The following is a 17,698-nucleotide window of genomic DNA, read 5'->3' on the forward strand; positions in this document are numbered from 1 at the left end:
CTTCGCCATCGCGCGTCCCCAGGTCGGTCGGCGCCGTCGGTCGGCGCGGTCGGCGGCGGCTCCGTGCCAGGCCCACCGCAGGTACGCGGCATACGAATGTCTGGCATGGTTGGCATGCGGGCCGCGCATATCTCCTCGGCTTCGCGTTCGGGAGGCCCGGCTGGACACCGGATGGCTGGAAGTGCTCCGTGAGGTGGCCCGTCGCGGCTCGTTCACCGCGGGAGGGCAGGCGCTCGGCTTCACGCAGTCCGCGGTCTCCCGGCAGGTCTCGGCGCTGGAGGACGAACTCGGTACCCGCCTGTTCGACCGGCTCCCGCGCGGGGTGCGGCTCACCGAGGAGGGCAGGGCAGCGCTCGTCCACGCGGAGGCGGCGCTGGAGCGGCTCGACGCCGCCCGCCGTGACATCGCGGCACTGCGCGGCCTGGCCGCCGGGCGTCTGCGCATGGGCGCCTTCCCCACCGCCGAGACCGAACTCGTCCCCCGGGCCACGGCGGCGTTCCGCACCGCCCACCCCGCTGTGTCGGTCGGCGTCACCGAGGGGCCGACGCATGAACTCGTCGGGCTCCTCCGCACGGGGGAGATCGACCTCGCGGTGATCACCGCCCACCCCGACCGGGTGGCCGAGCTTCCGCCCCTCGCTCTGCGCCATCTGCTGGACGACCCGATCCTGGTGGCGCCCCCCCAGAGGCATCCGCTGGCCCATCGAGGGGTGCTCGGGCTGGGTGAACTCGCCGAGGAGACCTGGATCGCCGACGGCGACACCGCCGAGGAGACCTTGCTGAGCGCCTGCCTGCGCAAGGGCTTCCGGCCACGCATCGACTACGTGGCCCGCGAGTGGACCGCCAAGCAGGGCTTCGTCGCCGCGGGTCTGGCGATCACGCTTGTGCCGTCACTGGCCTCGAGCGCCGTGCGCCCCGACATCGTCCTCGCCGCCCTCCATCCGGACGACGCGCCGATTCGGGCCGTCTACACGGCCACCGCTCCGGGCGTTGCGGCGTCGGCGTCCGTCGAGGGGTTTGTGCCGTTCCTCGTGGAAGCGGCCGCCGCAATGCGCGAACGCGCCCCGGGGCGGCCGGGTACCTGATGCCGAAGAGACGGGCGCACACGGCACTTCACCTGCGGGGCATGCCCGGCATGGCACCATGGGTAACCCATGTGGAGCTCCTGGTAGTCACGTACATGATCTTGGGTTGAGGCCCGTTGAGGCCATTGGGGCCCGTTCCACCGGGGGCTCGATGTCCAAGGAGGGGAAGTCTGGTGAGCAGTCTCAGCAAGGGGCTCGAGAAGGTCCAGGTGATGGTCAGGTGGGACCCCAGTCCCCTTGGCGCACCGGCCAACGATCTCGACATCGTCGCCGCGACCTACTCGGCGGCCGATCCGTACGGCGAGCCCAGGTATCTCGTCCACTTCGACAGCCGCTCGCCGGACGGCACCATCAATCTGAACCGGGACAGCAGGACGGGTCAGGGCCTCGGCTACGACGAGGTCATGACCCTGGAGCTCGACCGGTTAGCTTCCGAGTACGCCCGTGTGGTCGTCGGTGTCGTCATACAGCAGCGGGAAGTACGCAAGACCTTCGGCGAGGTGGCGAACAGCGGATTCAGGATTGTCGAGGGTTATGTGGAGTTGGCGAAGGACGACTTCGCCGCGGTCGCCGGAGCCACGGCGGCGACCGTCGCGGAATTCGTTCGCGACGATTCCGGGGAATGGGCCATGCGCAAGGCGTTTCGCGGCTTCGACGCCGATCCGGTCGCTTTCGCCCAGGTGATGGGCGGGCGGTACTCCTGACCTTCAAGGCTCCTGATGGGCACGGACTCCGGACCGGCAAGGACTCCTGGCGGGCCTCGGCATCCTGACGGGTCTGGACTCCTTGACGGGCCTCCGACTCCTGACGGGCATGGACTCCTGACGGGTCTGGACTCCTTGACGGGCCTCCGACTCCTGACGGGCATGGACTCCTGACGGGCATGGACTCCTGACAGGCCCCGGACTCCTGACGGGCGAGACCGCTGGCCGGCACGTACGGCTGACGCACAAGCCGCCCATTGACATCGAGTGCGCTCCAAGTGATGAGATCCCCGCCATGGCAAGGGCGGTGGTCCCGGCGGAACAGGGCCGCCGACTTCATCACACGATTCACGGGGTACGCGATGACGGATTCTCCTGTCACCCTGATCCCGGCGGCGGCAGCGGCATCGGGGCGGCAACCGACCGGCGTCGACGTGGACAATGTGATCATCCGCCCCATAGGTCAGCCCGTGTAACCCCCGTGGCCCCGGCCGCCCCAGCAGCCGCCGCGGCCAGGAACGGAGGGACAAGCGAGGAGGGGATCGGCCAGTGGTCGATCCCCTCCTCGCTCAGCCGAGTGTCAGCCGCGTCCGCGGACCACGCCGGACACCTCGTCCGGAGTGGTCGCGCCCGGCGTCAGCTGCAGCCGCTGGTTGAGCCGCAGCCTTCGCAGAGGTAGCAGCTGCCGGCACGGCGCATCTTGGTGCCGCAGGAGAAGCACAGCGGGGCGTCCGCGTTCAGGCCGAGCTGGATCTCGACCAGTTCCGTGGAGTTGTGCGCCTGCTTCGGGGCCGCCGAGGTGGCCGGGGCCGCGGGGGCGACCGCCTTCGGGGGCTCGGACTGCACCGGGGCCGACTGGGCCAGGCCCTCGACGTCGACGTCTTCGTCGCCCGTCTCGTAGGAGCCGGTCTCCAGGTGGCGCTGGCGCTCCTCGGCGGAGTGGATGCCCAGCGCCGAACGGGTCTCGAACGGCAGGAAGTCCAGCGCCAGGCGGCGGAAGATGTAGTCGACGATCGACTGCGCCATCCGCACGTCCGGGTCGTCCGTGAGGCCGGCGGGCTCGAAGCGCATATTGGTGAACTTCGAGATGTAGGTCTCCAGCGGCACGCCGTACTGCAGGCCGACGGAGACGGCGATGGAGAAGGCGTCCATCATGCCCGCGAGGGTCGAGCCCTGCTTGGACATCTTGAGGAAGACCTCACCGAGGCCGTCGTCCGGGTAGGAGTTGGCCGTCATGTAGCCCTCGGCGCCGCCGACGGTGAACGACGTGGTGATGCCGGGGCGCCCCTTGGGCAGCCGCTTGCGGACCGGGCGGTACTCGACGACCTTCTTCTCCACCGCCGCCGGGGCGGCCTCGGACACCTCGGTCCTGGCCTCCTCCTTCTTCTTGGCGGACAGCGGCTGGCCGACCTTGCAGTTGTCGCGGTAGATCGCGAGCGCCTTCACCCCGAGCTTCCACGCCTCGAAGTAGATCTCCTCGACCTCGTCGACGGTGGCGTTCTCCGGCATGTTGACGGTCTTGCTGATCGCGCCGGAGATCCACGGCTGGACGGCCGCCATCATCCGCACGTGGCCCATCGCCGAGATGGACCGCTCGCCCATCGCGCAGTCGAAGACCTCGTAGTGCTCGGGACGCAGCCCGGGGGCGTCGAGCACATTGCCGTGCTCGGCGATGTGGGCGACGATCGCCTCGACCTGCTCGTTCTGGTAGCCGAGGCGCTTGAGGGCGCGCGGGACCGTGTTGTTCACGATCTGCATCGAGCCGCCGCCGACGAGCTTTTTGAACTTGACCAGCGCCAGGTCGGGCTCGACGCCGGTGGTGTCGCAGTCCATCATCAGGCCGATGGTGCCGGTGGGGGCGAGCACCGACGCCTGGGCGTTGCGGAAGCCGTTCTTCCCGCCGAGGCGGATGACGTCCTGCCATGCCTCGGTGGCCGCCGCCCACACCGGGGTGTCGAGGTCGTCCATGCGCCGGGCCGTGCCATTGGCGTCGGAGTGCTGGCGCATGACGCGCCTGTGCGGCTCGGCGTTGCGGGCGTAGCCCTCGTACGGGCCGACGACACCGGCGAGTTCGGCGGAGCGCTTGTAGGCGGTGCCGGTCATCAGGGAGGTGATGGCGCCGGCGAGCGCACGGCCGCCCTCGGAGTCGTAGGCGTGCCCCGTGGCCATCAGCAGGGCGCCGAGGTTGGCGTAGCCGATGCCCAGCTGGCGGAAGGCGCGGGTGGTCTCGCCGATCTTCTCCGTGGGGAAGTCGGCGAAGCAGATGGAGATGTCCATCGCCGTGATGACCAGCTCGACGACCTTGGCGAAGCGCTCGGCGTCGAAGCTCTGGTTGCCCTCTTCGTCGTCGCGCAGGAACTTCATGAGGTTCAGCGAGGCCAGGTTGCACGAGGAGTTGTCCAGGTGCATGTACTCGCTGCACGGGTTGGAGGCGGTGATGCGGCCGCTCTCCGGGCAGGTGTGCCAGTGGTTGATGGTGTCGTCGTACTGGATGCCCGGGTCGGCGCACGCCCAGGCGGCCTCCGCCATCTTGCGGAAGAGCTCCTTGGCGTCGACCTTCTCGATCACGTCACCGGTCATCCGGGCGGTGAGGCCGAACTCGGTGCCGTTCTCCACGGCCTTCATGAACGTGTCGTTCACCCGGACGGAGTTGTTGGCGTTCTGGTACTGCACGGACGTGATGTCCGAGCCGCCCAGGTCCATGTCGAAGCCCGCGTCGCGCAGGGCGCGGATCTTCTCCTCCTCCTTGACCTTGGTCTGGATGAAGTCCTCGATGTCGGGGTGGTCGACGTCGAGCACGACCATCTTGGCCGCGCGGCGGGTGGCGCCGCCCGACTTGATCGTCCCGGCGGAGGCGTCGGCGCCGCGCATGAAGGACACCGGGCCGGAGGCGTTGCCGCCGGAGGAGAGCAGTTCCTTGGAGGAGCGGATGCGGGAGAGGTTCAGGCCCGCTCCCGAGCCGCCCTTGAAGATCATCCCCTCTTCCTTGTACCAGTCGAGGATCGACTCCATGGAGTCGTCGACCGAGAGGATGAAGCAGGCGCTGACCTGCTGCGGCTGCTGGGTTCCGACGTTGAACCACACCGGCGAGTTGAAGCTGAAGACCTGGTGCAGCAGGGCGTGGGCCAGCTCGTGCTCGAAGATCTCGGCGTCGGCCGGGGAGGCGAAGTAGCCGTTGGACTCGCCGGCGGCGCGGTAGGTCTTGACCACGCGGTCGATGAGCTGGCGCAGGCTGCTCTCGCGCTGCGGGCTGCCGACGGCGCCCCGGAAGTACTTGCTCGTGACGATGTTGGCCGCGTTGACCGACCAGAAGTCGGGGAACTCGACGCCGCGCTGCTCGAAGTTGACCGAGCCGTCGCGCCAGTTGGTCATGACGACGTCACGACGCTCCCAGACCACCTCGTCGTACGGGTGGACGCCGGGGGTCGTGTGGATCCGCTCCGCCCGCAGGCCCCCCTTGGGGGATGCTCCAGCGGTCTTCGAACCACGCGCCTTGGAACCGCGTGCCGGACCGCTCGCCGTCTCTGTCATGCCGCCTCCCTCTGGGCAAAACGCCCTGATGTGCCACGGTTCTTCCCGGAAGCACGGTGTCTTTCGCCGGGACTGGGCCACCGCCCGGCAAGTCGTCTGTCGCGCGCGGAGGCCTACTCCGCGGCTTGGGCGGGTGCGAGGACGGACGCGTCCTCTTCGGCCCCGCCGGGGTCCTTCGTCTGACCGGTGGGCCGCGCGTCACGCAGTTCCGCGATGGCGGCCTCGAAGTCCTCGAGCGTGTCGAAGGCTCTGTAGACGGACGCGAAGCGCAAGTAGGCGACGAGGTCGAGCTCCTGGAGCGGGCCGAGTATCGCCAGTCCCACGTCGTGGGTGGACAGCTCGGCGCTCCCCGTGGCCCGCACCGCCTCCTCGACCCGCTGGCCGAGCTGGGCGAGGGCGTCCTCCGTGACCGGTCTGCCCTGGCAGGCCTTGCGCACTCCGGCGATGACCTTGTCGCGGCTGAACGGTTCGGTGACGCCGCTGCGCTTGATCACCATCAGCGAGGCCGTCTCCACCGTGGTGAAGCGGCGGCCGCAGTCGGGGCACTGGCGGCGTCTGCGGATCGATGTGCCGTCGTCGGTGGTGCGGCTGTCGACGACGCGGCTGTCGGAGTGCCGGCAGAAGGGGCAGTGCACGACCTCTCCCTCCTCCCCGCCGACGGCCGGATGTACGGCATCGGCATCACGATGGTCCGTGAGCGTTTCTTCACGTGGGCGCGGCAGCCCTCACTCCGTGTGCATGCGGGCACACGGAGAGGGCACGGCTGCGCAGCCCCTGGGAGCCGTGTCCGGCCCTCGCGGGGTACCCCCAAGCATAGGCGATCGTGGAGGGCTCACACCCTCCGGGACCACAACTTGTGGGCTGTCGCCGCCTATGTAACCACTAGATCTGGTGGAGGGGGAGATATTCGGCAAGCGCGTGTCGCGGGTGCGCCGCGGCGTGCCGAGGGTCTGCCCGAGAGCCCGCAAGAGCCTAGCGAACCGTGTCGCGCCCTCGCGGGCGGGGGCCGCGATGTCACGCTGGGTGTCGCGTCGAGTGTCGTGCCGGGTGTCGTGCTCGGTGTCGTGCCGGGTGTCGTGCCGGGCGCCCCGAGGACGGCACGCCGGACGACATTCCGAGACCGCGCGCCGAGCCGCCGCACACCCGATACGGTGGCCACCGGGCCTCTCGCTCTGACGCTCGGACCACGCGAGATATTCGAACATCGTTTCGATCAATACACCCGATACCTTGATCGAGTCAGTATCTTTTTGGAAATTCACTCGAACGTGTGTTTGGCGCAACCTTTCGAAACCAACTACCGTTGTCTGAGCGGGAGAACTTCTCGAGAGGGGCCGCAATGACCACCGCGGACATCGCCACCATGACCGTCCAGGACCATTCCCACGACCGTGCGCACGATGCCCACGACCGCACGCACGAACAGGTCGCCCAGGGGCACGACGATTCGATGAAGCCCGCACGCTCGATGCCGGGGCGTCCACCAGGCATCCGCGCGGACAGTTCGGGGCTCACGGACCGGCAGCGCCGGGTCATCGAGGTCATCCGCGACTCCGTGCAGCGCCGGGGCTACCCGCCGAGCATGCGGGAGATCGGCCAGGCGGTCGGGCTGTCCAGCACCTCGTCCGTGGCGCACCAGCTGATGGCGCTGGAGCGCAAGGGCTTCCTGCGCCGGGATCCGCACCGGCCCCGTGCCTACGAGGTCCGGGGCGCCGACGCGCCGCACACCCAGGCCCCCGACACGACGGGCAAGCCCGCGGCCTCCTATGTGCCGCTCGTCGGCCGGATCGCCGCCGGTGGTCCGATCCTGGCCGAGGAGTCCGTCGAGGACGTCTTCCCGCTGCCCCGCCAGCTCGTCGGTGACGGCGACCTGTTCGTGCTCAAGGTGGTCGGCGACTCCATGGTGGAGGCCGCGATCTGCGACGGGGACTGGGTCACCGTGCGGCGCCAGCCGGTCGCGGAGAACGGTGACATCGTGGCCGCCATGCTCGACGGCGAGGCCACCGTGAAGCGGTTCAAGAGGGAGAACGGGCACATCTGGCTGATGCCGCACAATGCGTCGTACCAGCCCATCCCGGGTGACGAGGCGACGATCCTCGGCAAGGTCGTGGCGGTTCTGCGGCGCATCTGACGCCGATCCTCCGATGGCCCCGTGACGGCACCCCCTTACGACGGCATCGGAGTCGCACGCCGACGGCGGGCCCCAGCCGCGAAAGCGGCTGGGGCCCGCCGTGCGTCGAGGCGTACGCCCCCGGTGATCAGGGGGCCGGAGCGGTCAGGGTGCGCGATGCCACGGGGCGGGGCTCCGGCGCCGAGGCATTGATGGCGGCCAGCGAGCGGCGCACCTGATTGCGGTCCACCGTGTACCAGAAGTCCGGCATCGAGGCCCGAAGGAAGCTGCCGTAACGGGCGTTGGCCAGCCTGGGGTCGAGCACGGCCACCACACCGCGGTCGTCCGCGGCCCGCACCAGGCGGCCCGCCCCCTGGGCGATCAGCAGGGCCGCATGCGTGGCGGAGACGGCCATGAAGCCATTGCCCCCGCGCTGCTCGACATCCTTGGCCCGCGCGCTCATCAGCGGGTCGTCGGGGCGCGGGAACGGGATACGGTCCATGACCACCAACTGGCAGGCGGAGCCGGGCACGTCCACGCCCTGCCACAGTGACAGGGTGCCGAACAGGCAGGTCTCCTTGTCCGAGGCGAAGGCCCGGATCAGCTCGCCGAGGGTGTCCTCTCCCTGGAGGAGGACGGGCAGCTCCAGACGCCCGCGCATCTCCTCGGCCGCCGCCTGGGCGGCGCGCATCGAGGAGAACAGCCCCAGGGTGCGTCCGCCCGCGGCCTCCATCAGCTCGGCGAGCTCGTCCAGCATGTCCTTGCGTGAGCCGTCACGGCCCGGCTGGGACAAATGCCTGGCCACATAGAGGATGCCCTGCCGGGGGTAGTCGAACGGCGAGCCGACATCGATCCCGCGCCACTGGGGCTCCCCTCCCCCGTCGTCCCCGCCCCCGGCATCCTCTCCCCCGCCGTCCTCTCCCGCGTCGCCCTCCGCGCCCTCCCCGTCGGCGGACTCCGCCTCCTCCTCCACCTCAGCCTCAACGGCCCCGGCCCCGGAAGCGGCCGCCCGGACCGGCTCGTCCGGCAGGCGGTGCTCCGCGCTGAGCCCTACCGACGCCGCCACCCCCGTGAAGTCGCCGCCGAGCTTGAGGGTCGCGGACGTCAGCACGACCGAACGGTCCTCGAAGAGCTTCTCCCGCAACAGCCCGGAGACATTGAGCGGAGCGACCCGCAAGGAGGCCCCGTAGCGGTCGTGGCGCTCGTACCACACCACGTCGTACTCGGACTCCTCGAGAATCCGCTCCGCCGTGCCGTGCACACTCTCGATCGACGCCAGGGCCTGCTTGCGGACGACGTCCTCATCGGTCACGGACTTGTCGCGCACCTCCCCGAGCGAGGTGATGCAGAGCCGGCAGGCGTCCCGCAGGGCGGCCAGAACGTAGCCCAGGTCCTCCGGGATCTCCTCGAGCCGACCGGGCAGGGCGAGCTCCATGATCCGCTCGAACCCCTCGGAGGCGCTCTGCAGGGCGTCCGCCGCCTTCTCATTGACCAGTCGGGCGGCCCGCTTCACCGTGCGGTTCACCGCGAACGGGGTCAGCTCGCCGGTGGCCACCCCGGTGACCCGGGAGACCAGCTCATGTGCCTCGTCCACGATGAGCACTTCATGGCTGGGCAGGACGGGGGCGCCCTCGATGGCGTCGATGGCGAGCAGCGCGTGGTTGGTCACCACGACATCGGCGAGCTTGGCGCGCTCACGGGCCGCCTCGGCGAAGCACTCGGCCCCGTAGGCGCACTTGGTGGCGCCCACGCACTCGCGTGAGGTGACGGAGACCTGGGCCCAGGCCTTGTCGGAGACTCCGGGAGTCAGATCGTCTCGGTCGCCGGTCTCGCTCTCGTCGGCCCAGTCGCGCAGCCGCAGCAGGTCCTTGCCGAGCTTGCTGCTGGGGCCGCCCATGGCCTCCATGGGGTCGAACAGGCCCGCCTCCTCCTCGTCGGGCACGCCCTCGTGGACCCGGTGGAGGCACAGGTAGTTCGACCGGCCCTTGAGCATGGCGAATTCCGGACGCCGCCGCAGCAGCGGATGCAGGGCCTCCACCGTGCGCGGCAGATCCCGCTCGACGAGCTGACGCTGAAGCGCGAGGGTCGCGGTGGCGACCACGACACGCTCGCCGTGGGCCAGGGCCGGGACCAGGTAGGCCAGGGACTTACCGGTGCCGGTGCCCGCCTGGACGATCAGGTGCTCGCCGTGGTCGACGGCGTCGGCGACGGCTTGCGCCATGGTCACCTGGCCGGGGCGCTCAACGCCGCCGACCGCGGTGACGGCGGCGTGGAGGAGGTCGGGGAGAGGAGGTCGAGTCATAGCTCCTTCACTCTACGTGCCTCCACCGACATCGAGGTCCCGCTCGGGATTCGCGTACGGGGTGCCACGACCGCGGGGGTGTGCAAGGGGTTGGCGACGGTGCCGTGAACGGCGGCGTGCGGGCGTTCGGGCCGGTCGCCGTAGCCGTCGAGCAGGAGCCGGTTGCGGTTCAGGCACAGGCGCTCGATGCGCGGGGTGAGCAGGTCGAAGGTGGCGAAGCGGTCGGCGAGCTCGGGGAAGCGGTCGTGGTGGGCGGTGATCTCCTCGCGCAGCAGCCGCCAGAACTCCTCCTCCGGCAGAGCGAGCTGTTCCTCCAGCAGCGGGGCGAGGTAGCGGAAGACCCCGACGAACAGCCCGGAGTGGATGAACTGCGTGAGGAACCGAGGCGGCTCGCGCAGCAGGATGCCGGCGACGTCCTCGGGCATGGCCTCGAGCTCGGGGACGGGCTCCGCGCTCACGTTCACGTCGTCCACGAAGTCCTTGACCGCCAGGCGCGCGGGGACGTCGTACTCGTCGAAGACCACGATGGCGTTCTCGCCGTGCGGGGAGAACACCACGCCGTAGCGGTAGAGGAAGTGCAGAAGCGGCGGCATCAGGGCGTGGAAGAGGGCACGCAGCCAGTCGGCCGGGCTGAGTTTGGAGCGCTCGACCAGTTCGGCGGTGAACGAGCGGCCCGCCCCGTCGGTGTGCAGGAGCGCGGCCAGGGTGCGGGCGCGCTCACCGGGTTCGAGGTGGGCTGCGACGGGCTCGCGCCAGATGGCGCCGAGGAGTTCGCGGTACTGGTACGGGACGGCGGGGATGGCCTCGAGCACCGGGTGGCGGACGGTGACGGAGGCGGTCTCGCCGAGCAGGATCACCCGGCACTCCTCGCTCAGGAACGGGTCGCGTCCGCGCAGGGAGAGCATCCAGGAGGTCACCGCCGGGGCGGCGAGGGTGCGTTCGGTGGGCAGTCCGCGCCACACCAGGGTGTTGAGGACGGACAGCGGCAGCTTCACCGTGCGGCGGTGCCGGTGGCTGACGTTGAGGAAGGTGCGGACCGACTGCTGCGGCAGGCGCAGGTCCGGATCCTCGGGCAGCGGGATGATCCGGTCGGCGGCGATCTCGGCGGCGAACAGCGGCAGGAGCGTTTCTGCCCACTGCCATGGGTGGACGGGCAGCCAGAGGTAGTCCTCGGGACGGCCGCCGCGGTCCCGTACGGCCGTGTCGAACACCTCCCGTGTGCGGGGGGTCAGCTCCTCCCGGTACAGCCGCTCCGCGTCGAGCCCGGGGACGCCCCGGTACTCGGCGAGATCGCGGTGGACGGCGATCCACGGGAGGCTGGTGGGGCGGGCGGCCTCCGGGGCCCAGCGGTCGGCGTCGGTCGCGGAGAAGCCGATACGGCCCTTGTTGGGGACGATCCAGGGGTGGCCGGTCTGCCGGCCCTCGAGGTCCGCGTAGTCGTACTCGGCCAGTTGGGCGGCGGTGGGGGTGTCCGCGAGCAGCCGGGTGTCGGCGGTGAGGGTGGCGGACAGCTCACGCACGAGGTGGCCCGCGGTGTCGTCACCGATGCCCAAGGTGGTGCGGGCGTCGAGGAGGAAGGTGAGCGGGTCGTCCGCCTCCGCCCCGTCCCGGCGCACGGACGCGGGGTCGATCCGCCAGCTCCCGTAGGCGGTCCGCCGGGCCCCGAAGCGGTACTCGGTGCCTGACTCCAGGAGCACCCTGTACTCCCCGCCGCCTGCGGGCCGCGGGGTCAGCAGCTCCTCGTAGGCGAACTCGGAGAGGGCTTTGGCGAGCATCCCCCTTCCGGCGGTGCGCCAGGCGGTACCGGTGAGGTGGGCTGGGCGGAACAACGGCACGGGCTTCTCCTCGGAAGGCTCAGTTGCTGGGCGTGGGCTGGACGGAGCTGGTCGGGGGGCTCGCGGGGGAGTTCCGCGGTGCGCTCCCCGCTTTCCGGGGGGTTGTCGGCGGGCTCACCGGGGGGCCGAGGCGGTGGCGCAGGGCGCGCTCGCGGATCATCAGGGCGGCCGTCTTCTCGGGCAGTCGCACCTCGGCGCTGAAGCGGAACCCGGCGGTGAGGAAGGCCGCGACGGACGGGGTGTTGCGCAGGTCGGGTTCGGCGATCACACGCGTGCCGGCGGGCCGGTTGTCGAGGACGAGGTCGGCGGCGGCCCTCAGCAAAGTGGCGCCCAGTCCCCTGCCGCGGTCGCGCACTGCCCCGATCAGCAGGTGGAGCCCGGTGTCCTGGGGCCTTGCCGGGTAGTAGCGGGCGATCGGATCGAGGTCGGCGCGGTAGACCTCCCAGTAGCTCATGGGAACGCCGTCGAGGACGCCGAGGCAGGGCACACTGCGGCCGTCGCCGTCCAGTTGGGCCCGCACATGGCGCTCGGTGGCGGCGGCGGGGCCCTCGAGCTCCCAGAACTGCGCCACGGCGGGGTCGTTCATCCAGCGCGCGAGCATGCCGAGGTCCCGGTCGAGGTCGACGGGGACGAACTCGAACTCGCCCGCGTCGGTGGCGGCCGGACCCCACGCCGCGACGTGGTCGAGCAGGTCGCCGGGTGGGGCTGCCATGTCCACGGGGGCGCGGGGCAGTACGGCGACGGTCTCCGCCCCCAGGTGCAGGTCGAGGGTGTCGTCGGCGCGGTCACGCGGCGGTGGCGGCCCTTCGGGGGTCATGAGGCGTCCAGGACGACGGGGTTGGGGACGGTCACGTAGACGGACTGGGTGTCGACCGGGCCGACGAGTTCGTCCATGCCGTGCAGCCGCGTCAGCAGGTTCGCCTTGCACCGCAGCGTGGGTGAGTCGAGGAAGTGGCGGGGCAGTGCGGAGCGGCCGGAGGAAGCGCCCTGGAGGAAGCGGCGCAGTCCCGCGAGCAGGACGCGTTCGTCGGCGAGCCTCTGGGCGCCGAACGCCCCGATCAGGCCGAGGACGTTGTTGATGCCCAGGTAGTAGGCGAGGCGTTCGTCGGCCACCTCGTCGGCGACGAAGGTTTCACTGGCGGAGCCGATCCCGGGCAGCCGCGCCTCCAGTTCGGCCCGGCGCGAGGCACGGAAGTAGTAGCCCTGGTTGTCGCGGTAGCGGCCGCCGGTTGGCCAGCCGTCGGCGTCGAGCAGCACCAGGGTGTTCTGCTGGTGGGCCTCCAGGGCGATTCCGGCCTCGCCGTCGAGCCAGAGGATGGGCCGCACCACGGCGTCGAGGTAGCGCAGGAACCACTCGGCGGCGACCGCGTCGGCAGGGCGTCCGGTACGGCCCGCCAGCTTGTCCACGATGTCGGCCAGGCGGGAGCGCAGGGCCGTGGCGGGCCGTCCCGGCCAGGGGCGCGGGCAGGTGAGCCCGGCGACGCAGGCGGCGTCGTCCGCGGGACCGAAGGGGTTGTGGCGCAGCACCACGTCGAACCCGGGCAGCGGTTCGGGCGCGGCGACGGCGAGCCAGGCGGGGTCGCGGACGATGTCGAAGCGGGGGTGGACCGCGTGCCACTGCTTGGCGAGTCCGCCGCGCAGGAGGCGGTGCACCTCGATTCCTCGCTGGAGTTCTTTGTGGAGGTTCTCCCGGCGGGAGTTGGTGATCCGCAGGGCGAGGGAGAGTTTGAGCATGACGGGCGCCCCGGCGCGGTGGACGGTGCGCACGGAGGAGGTGGGGTGCCAGGGCTCGCCGAGGGGCCCGAGGTCGTGGAGGAGCCCGGCGTCGAGGAGTTCGCGCACGGCCGGCTGCCGGGAGAGGTGCCCGGCCTGCCATGGGTGGACCGGCATGGCGGCGGTGCCGGGCGGCAGCGTCAGGGCGGGCCCGGCGAGTTCGGCGGTGAGGGCGTCGGCGGTGACGGGGCGGCCGCCGCGGGTGAAGGCCGAGTCGGCGAGGAGCACGGAGCGGTCGACGGCGAACCAGTGCAGCGGGAAGCCGCCCCGCAACTCCGGTGAGTAGGCGGCACTCTCGTCGTGGTCGAGCCCTTCGCGGCTCTTGGGCGTCGGGTGCAGGGGGTGGCCGAGGACGAGGGACTGCTCGGCGTCGAGGAACGGGTGGGTGCCGGGATCGGCGCGGGGCCGGGAGCGGCGGTAGGCGAGGAAGGACTCGGTGCGGCGTACGGAGTCGGCGACTCGTGCCACGAGGTCGGCGCCGTCCCGCTGGGCCGGGGGCAGTTGGGCGGTCGCCGCGGCTTCCCTGGACAGCAGGGCGGCGACGGTCACGGCGTCGGCGGCGGTGCCGCCCTCGAGGCTGATCCGCCCGAAGCGGTGGCCTCCGGTGGGCGACCAGTGGCGGACGGGGGCGTGCAGCGCGGTGCCGCTGGCGGGCAGTGGCAGACGCAGGGTGCCGCCCGTGGGGCGTTCGACGCCGGTCTCGCGGATCCAGCAGCGCAGAAGGCTCTCGGTGGCGGCCGCGTCGGCCGCGGTGTAGGCGTCCGGGTGGCACAGCGGATCGTGGTCGGCGGTCGGGGCCGCGGCACGGGGGAGCTGTGCGGGTACGCCGACTGCCGTGGCGTCAGGTGCGGTGTTCATGCGTTCGTCATTCCTCAACTGCTCTTCGGGGAGTGCGTTCCGCGCTGCGTACAACCTTGCCCGGTGAAGCCGCCGCAGGACCGCTGGTTGCCGGTGTGGTGAACGAGGTGGCCGTCCATCGGTGACTCGACGGGGTCCGCGCGCAGGCTCACGGCGGGGTCATCGGCGGCGGCCGATGCCGTGCCGGAACCGCGAGGGCGGTCGAGGTGGTGGGGGCCGAAGGCGCCGTCGGCCGTCGTGCCGTGGGCGCGCACCGGGCCGGCGCCTTCCGCGGAACCGATCACGACGCCTCCTGAACCGCCGGTATCCCCGGAGCGGGGAACGAGGGAAAAGTAAGGGTCGCCTTACTCCAACTACCACCGGCAACTTTACGCCGACGAGCCGTAGTTGTGGTGGCGTGGCCCCGCAGGTCCAACGACCGAAGGCCCGCACGATCACGGGCGGACCCTCCACGTACCGGGGGGCGAGCGCCCGCGTACCGGGGGGGCGACCGTCCATGTACCGGGGGCCACCGTCATGGAACCGAGGACCCGACCGAAACCGTCCAGAGCATCACCGGCATAGTGGTGGCGCGTTTCCCCACGCCGGGGAATGGATCACGTCTCAACAGGGGGAATTGACCCGATGTCATCGATACGCCGACTCGCCGCAGCCTGTGGCGCGGTCACCGCGCTGCTCGTCGTGACGGCCTGCGGGCCTTCCGACGACAGTGCGGCCTCGGACCCCACGCCCAGCGCCTCCGCGGGGAAGGCGGACGGAAAGGACGGCTTCAAGCTGCCCGAGGGCCTGCCCACGAGCCTTCAGCAGCTGAAGAACTGGAAGTGGGACGACTGGAAGAACTGGGCCGACCAGCACGCCCAGAGCGCTTTCAAGAACCCGCTCGTCAAGGACCTGTGGGACGCGTCCCGCATGGCGAAGGCCAAGCCGCTCGACCAGGAGGTCAAGGCTGCCCCGCAGGACGACCAGGGCGTCACCGACCCCGAGCCGAGCCCGGTCGAGGCCAAGAGGGTGCCGACGCCCTACCACGACCACGCCGCTCCCCCCGGCAAGATCTTCTTCGACTCCCCCCGGGGCTCGATGGTCTGCTCCGGCACCCTCGTGAAGGACCCGGCGCACCCGGGCAAGAGCAACCTGGTGTGGACCGCGGGCCACTGCGTGCACGGCGGCAAGGACGGCGGCTGGTACCGCAACATCCAGTTCGTGCCCGCGTACAACGACAACGGCAAGGACCTCAACAAGGGCGAGTCGGCGACCCAGCAGGACGTCGCGCCCTACGGTGAGTACTGGGCCGAGTGGGCGCAGACCTCCTCGCAGTGGATCGAGGGCGGCGGCCACACCGGCGGCCCCGCGGCCGCGTACGACTTCGCCATCCTCAAGGTCACCCCGCTCCGGGGCGGCAAGTCCCTCGAGGAGACGGTCGGCAACGCGCTCCCCGTCTGGTTCAACGCCCCGCGCGGCGCGCTCCAGAAGGGTGTGAGCGCCTACGGTTACCCCGCCGCTCCCCCGTTCGACGGGCAGCTGATGCACCAGTGCACCGACAGCGCCACCCGCCTGTCCATGGACGCCTCCGCGCCGACCATGCTGCGGATCGGCTGCACGATGACGGGCGGCTCCAGCGGCGGTGGCTGGTACACCCGCGGCACCGACGGCAAGCCCGCGCTCGTCAGCAACACCTCGATCGGCCCGGTGACCAACACCTGGCTGGCCGGCCCCTACCTGGGCAGCACCGCGCGGAGCGTCTTCAAGGCGCTCAGCGACAAGTTCGCCAACCAGTAGGCGCAGCGGAACTCGTCGGCGTCGGTCCCGGCCGACGGAAGCGGCCCGCCGCCCCCGTTCGACAACGGGGGCGGCGGGCCGCTTCACGTACCGGTTTGCCGCGCCTTCGGGCAGAGCCCGGACCTTCGGTGCCTAGCGCTGCACCGCCAGGGTGAACGGCTCCAGCTCGGCGGCCAGGAGCTCGTGCACCATGGCCTTGATCCGGGTGCCCTGCGGCGTGTGCTCCTCGTGGAGCAGCTCGCCGTCGGCGTGCAGCTTCGAGACCAGGTCGCCCCGGGTGAACGGCACCAGTGCCTCGACCAGGATCGACGGGCGCGGCAACTCGGCGTCGATCAGCGCCCGAAGCTCCTCGATGCCCCGGCCGGTGCGTGCGGAGACCACGATGGCGTGGCTCTCCTGGCGCAGCAGCCGCCGCAGGACCTCGGGGTCGGCGGCGTCCGCCTTGTTGACCACGACGATCTCGGGCACATCGATCGCGCCCACGTCGCGGAACACCTCGCGGACGGCGGCCAGCTGGGCCTCGGGCTCGGCGTGCGCCCCGTCCACCACGTGCAGGATGAGGTCGGCGTCCGCGACCTCCTCCATCGTGGAGCGGAAGGCCTCCACGAGGTGGTGGGGCAGATGGCGTACGAAGCCGACCGTGTCGGCCAGCGTGTACAGCCGCCCCGTGGGGGTCTGCGCCCGGCGCACGGTCGGGTCGAGGGTGGCGAACAGCGCGTTCTCCACCAGCACGCCCGCGCCGGTGAGCCGGTTGAGGAGCGAGGACTTGCCCGCGTTGGTGTACCCGGCGATGGCCACCGAGGGCACCTTGTTGCGCTTGCGCTCCTGGCGCTTGAGGTCACGGCCGGTCTTCATGGCCGCGATCTCCTTGCGAAGGCGGGCCATCTTCTCGTTGATACGGCGCCGGTCCGTCTCGATCTTGGTCTCACCGGGACCACGGGTGGCCATGCCGCCGCCGGACGACCCGGAGCCGCCACCGCCCATCTGGCGGGACAGGGACTGACCCCATCCGCGCAGACGCGGGAGCATGTACTGCATCTGCGCCAGGGAGACCTGCGCCTTGCCCTCCCGGGACTTGGCGTGCTGGGCGAAGATGTCCAGGATGAGCGCGGTCCGGTCGACGACCTTGACCTTGACCACGTCCTCGAGGTGGATCAGCTGGCCGGGCGTCAGCTCACCGTCGCACACGACGGTGTCCGCGCCCGTGGCGGAGACGATGTCGCGCAGCTCCTGCGCCTTGCCGGAGCCGATGTACGTGGCCGGGTCCGGCTTGTCACGGCGCTGGATGACGCCCTCGAGCACCTCGGAGCCCGCGGTCTCGGCGAGGGCGGCGAGCTCCGCGAGGGAGTTCTCGGCCTCCTCGGCGGTCCCGGAGGTCCACACACCCACGAGCACCACACGCTCCAGGCGGAGTCGGCGGTACTCGACCTCGGTGATGTCCTCGAGCTCGGTGGACAGTCCCGCCACACGGCGCAGGGCCGCACGGTCGGTCCGGTCGTACTGGTCGCCGTCGCGGTCGTCCGCGTCGGCGTAGGCCAGCTCCTCGTCCATCAGGGCCTCGGCACGAAGGTCCTCCGGGAGCCGACCGCGGCGCTCATCGGCTGCTGCGCCGTCGTTGCTGCTGCTGTGGCTGTCGTGAAAAGCGGAGGTCATTGTGTCCTTTGGCTCAGTGGATACGTCCAGGTCGACGGGTCTGCCCGCCGAGGAATACAACCATGCCGAGGG

12 protein-coding genes are annotated in these 17,698 nt (G+C 70.9%); 4 read left to right on the top strand and 8 right to left on the bottom strand.

Annotated features, from left to right (window positions below; all coding sequences use genetic code 11):
- Positions 1-181: 181 nt before the first annotated feature.
- A complete protein-coding gene (locus IEY86_RS19500; protein WP_229698581.1) occupies positions 182-1,084 on the top strand; it encodes a LysR family transcriptional regulator in 903 nt (300 codons plus the stop codon).
- A gap of 173 nt (positions 1,085-1,257) precedes the next feature.
- A complete protein-coding gene (locus IEY86_RS19505; protein WP_189133032.1) occupies positions 1,258-1,788 on the top strand; it encodes a TerD family protein in 531 nt (176 codons plus the stop codon).
- A gap of 636 nt (positions 1,789-2,424) precedes the next feature.
- On the opposite strand, the gene IEY86_RS19510 is transcribed toward IEY86_RS19505, so the two are convergent.
- Both IEY86_RS19510 and nrdR read right to left on the bottom strand, forming a co-directional pair.
- The gene (locus IEY86_RS19510; RefSeq protein ID WP_189133033.1) at positions 2,425-5,319 is read right to left on the bottom strand and encodes a vitamin B12-dependent ribonucleotide reductase; all 2,895 of its coding nucleotides are present in this window, start codon (positions 5,317-5,319) and stop codon (positions 2,425-2,427) included.
- A 113-nt stretch (positions 5,320-5,432) separates the two neighbouring features.
- Positions 5,433-5,954, bottom strand: coding sequence for a transcriptional regulator NrdR (gene nrdR / locus IEY86_RS19515; protein ID WP_189133034.1), 522 nt, complete (start codon positions 5,952-5,954; stop codon positions 5,433-5,435).
- A 704-nt stretch (positions 5,955-6,658) separates the two neighbouring features.
- Here nrdR and lexA point away from each other — a divergent pair.
- Positions 6,659-7,450, top strand: a complete 792-nt coding sequence (gene lexA, locus IEY86_RS19520) for a transcriptional repressor LexA (protein WP_189133035.1) — start codon at positions 6,659-6,661, stop codon at positions 7,448-7,450.
- A 127-nt stretch (positions 7,451-7,577) separates the two neighbouring features.
- Here the strand turns inward: lexA and IEY86_RS19525 are convergent, their stop codons facing one another.
- The 5 genes from IEY86_RS19525 to IEY86_RS19545 are packed head-to-tail and all read right to left on the bottom strand — an operon-like array spanning position 7,578 to position 14,481.
- The gene (locus IEY86_RS19525) at positions 7,578-9,731 is read right to left on the bottom strand and encodes an ATP-dependent DNA helicase (protein ID WP_189133036.1); all 2,154 of its coding nucleotides are present in this window, start codon (positions 9,729-9,731) and stop codon (positions 7,578-7,580) included.
- A complete protein-coding gene (locus IEY86_RS19530) occupies positions 9,728-11,566 on the bottom strand; it encodes an IucA/IucC family protein (protein WP_373287054.1) in 1,839 nt (612 codons plus the stop codon). The genes IEY86_RS19525 and IEY86_RS19530 overlap by 4 nt, the downstream gene beginning before the upstream one ends.
- A 19-nt stretch (positions 11,567-11,585) precedes the next feature.
- On the bottom strand, positions 11,586-12,383 hold the full coding sequence (locus IEY86_RS19535) for a GNAT family N-acetyltransferase (RefSeq protein WP_189133037.1): 798 nt from the start codon (positions 12,381-12,383) through the stop codon (positions 11,586-11,588).
- A complete protein-coding gene (locus tag IEY86_RS19540; protein WP_189133038.1) occupies positions 12,380-14,197 on the bottom strand; it encodes an IucA/IucC family protein in 1,818 nt (605 codons plus the stop codon). The genes IEY86_RS19535 and IEY86_RS19540 overlap by 4 nt, the downstream gene beginning before the upstream one ends.
- Positions 14,198-14,211: 14 nt before the next feature.
- The gene (locus tag IEY86_RS19545) at positions 14,212-14,481 is read right to left on the bottom strand and encodes a hypothetical protein (protein ID WP_189133039.1); all 270 of its coding nucleotides are present in this window, start codon (positions 14,479-14,481) and stop codon (positions 14,212-14,214) included.
- Positions 14,482-14,821: 340 nt separating this feature from the next.
- Here IEY86_RS19545 and IEY86_RS19550 point away from each other — a divergent pair, with 340 nt between their 5' ends.
- Positions 14,822-15,973 carry a trypsin-like serine peptidase gene (locus IEY86_RS19550; protein ID WP_189133040.1) on the top strand — a complete coding sequence of 384 codons (1,152 nt, stop codon included), beginning with the start codon at positions 14,822-14,824 and terminating at the stop codon, positions 15,971-15,973.
- 132 nt (positions 15,974-16,105) lie between these two features.
- On the opposite strand, the gene hflX is transcribed toward IEY86_RS19550, so the two are convergent.
- Positions 16,106-17,626 (bottom strand): GTPase HflX, encoded by a 1,521-nt coding sequence (hflX, locus tag IEY86_RS19555; protein WP_189133041.1) that lies wholly within the window; start codon positions 17,624-17,626, stop codon positions 16,106-16,108.
- Between the last annotated feature and the right edge of the window lie 72 nt (positions 17,627-17,698).

The sequence above is a fragment of the Wenjunlia tyrosinilytica genome (assembly GCF_014646055.1).
Lineage (GTDB): Bacteria > Actinomycetota > Actinomycetes > Streptomycetales > Streptomycetaceae > Wenjunlia > Wenjunlia tyrosinilytica.

What these genes read in the sequence shown, in the direction of transcription:
- IEY86_RS19510 (WP_189133033.1), bottom strand. Translation starts at nt 5,319, where the DNA reads ATGACAGAGACGGCGAGCGGTCCGGCACGCGGTTCCAAGGCGCGTGGT.
- lexA (WP_189133035.1), top strand. Translation starts at nt 6,659, where the DNA reads ATGACCACCGCGGACATCGCCACCATGACCGTCCAGGACCATTCCCAC.
- IEY86_RS19525 (WP_189133036.1), bottom strand. Translation starts at nt 9,731, where the DNA reads ATGACTCGACCTCCTCTCCCCGACCTCCTCCACGCCGCCGTCACCGCG.
- IEY86_RS19535 (WP_189133037.1), bottom strand. Translation starts at nt 12,383, where the DNA reads ATGACCCCCGAAGGGCCGCCACCGCCGCGTGACCGCGCCGACGACACC.
- IEY86_RS19540 (WP_189133038.1), bottom strand. Translation starts at nt 14,197, where the DNA reads ATGAACACCGCACCTGACGCCACGGCAGTCGGCGTACCCGCACAGCTC.
- IEY86_RS19550 (WP_189133040.1), top strand. Translation starts at nt 14,822, where the DNA reads ATGTCATCGATACGCCGACTCGCCGCAGCCTGTGGCGCGGTCACCGCG.
- hflX (WP_189133041.1), bottom strand. Translation starts at nt 17,626, where the DNA reads ATGACCTCCGCTTTTCACGACAGCCACAGCAGCAGCAACGACGGCGCA.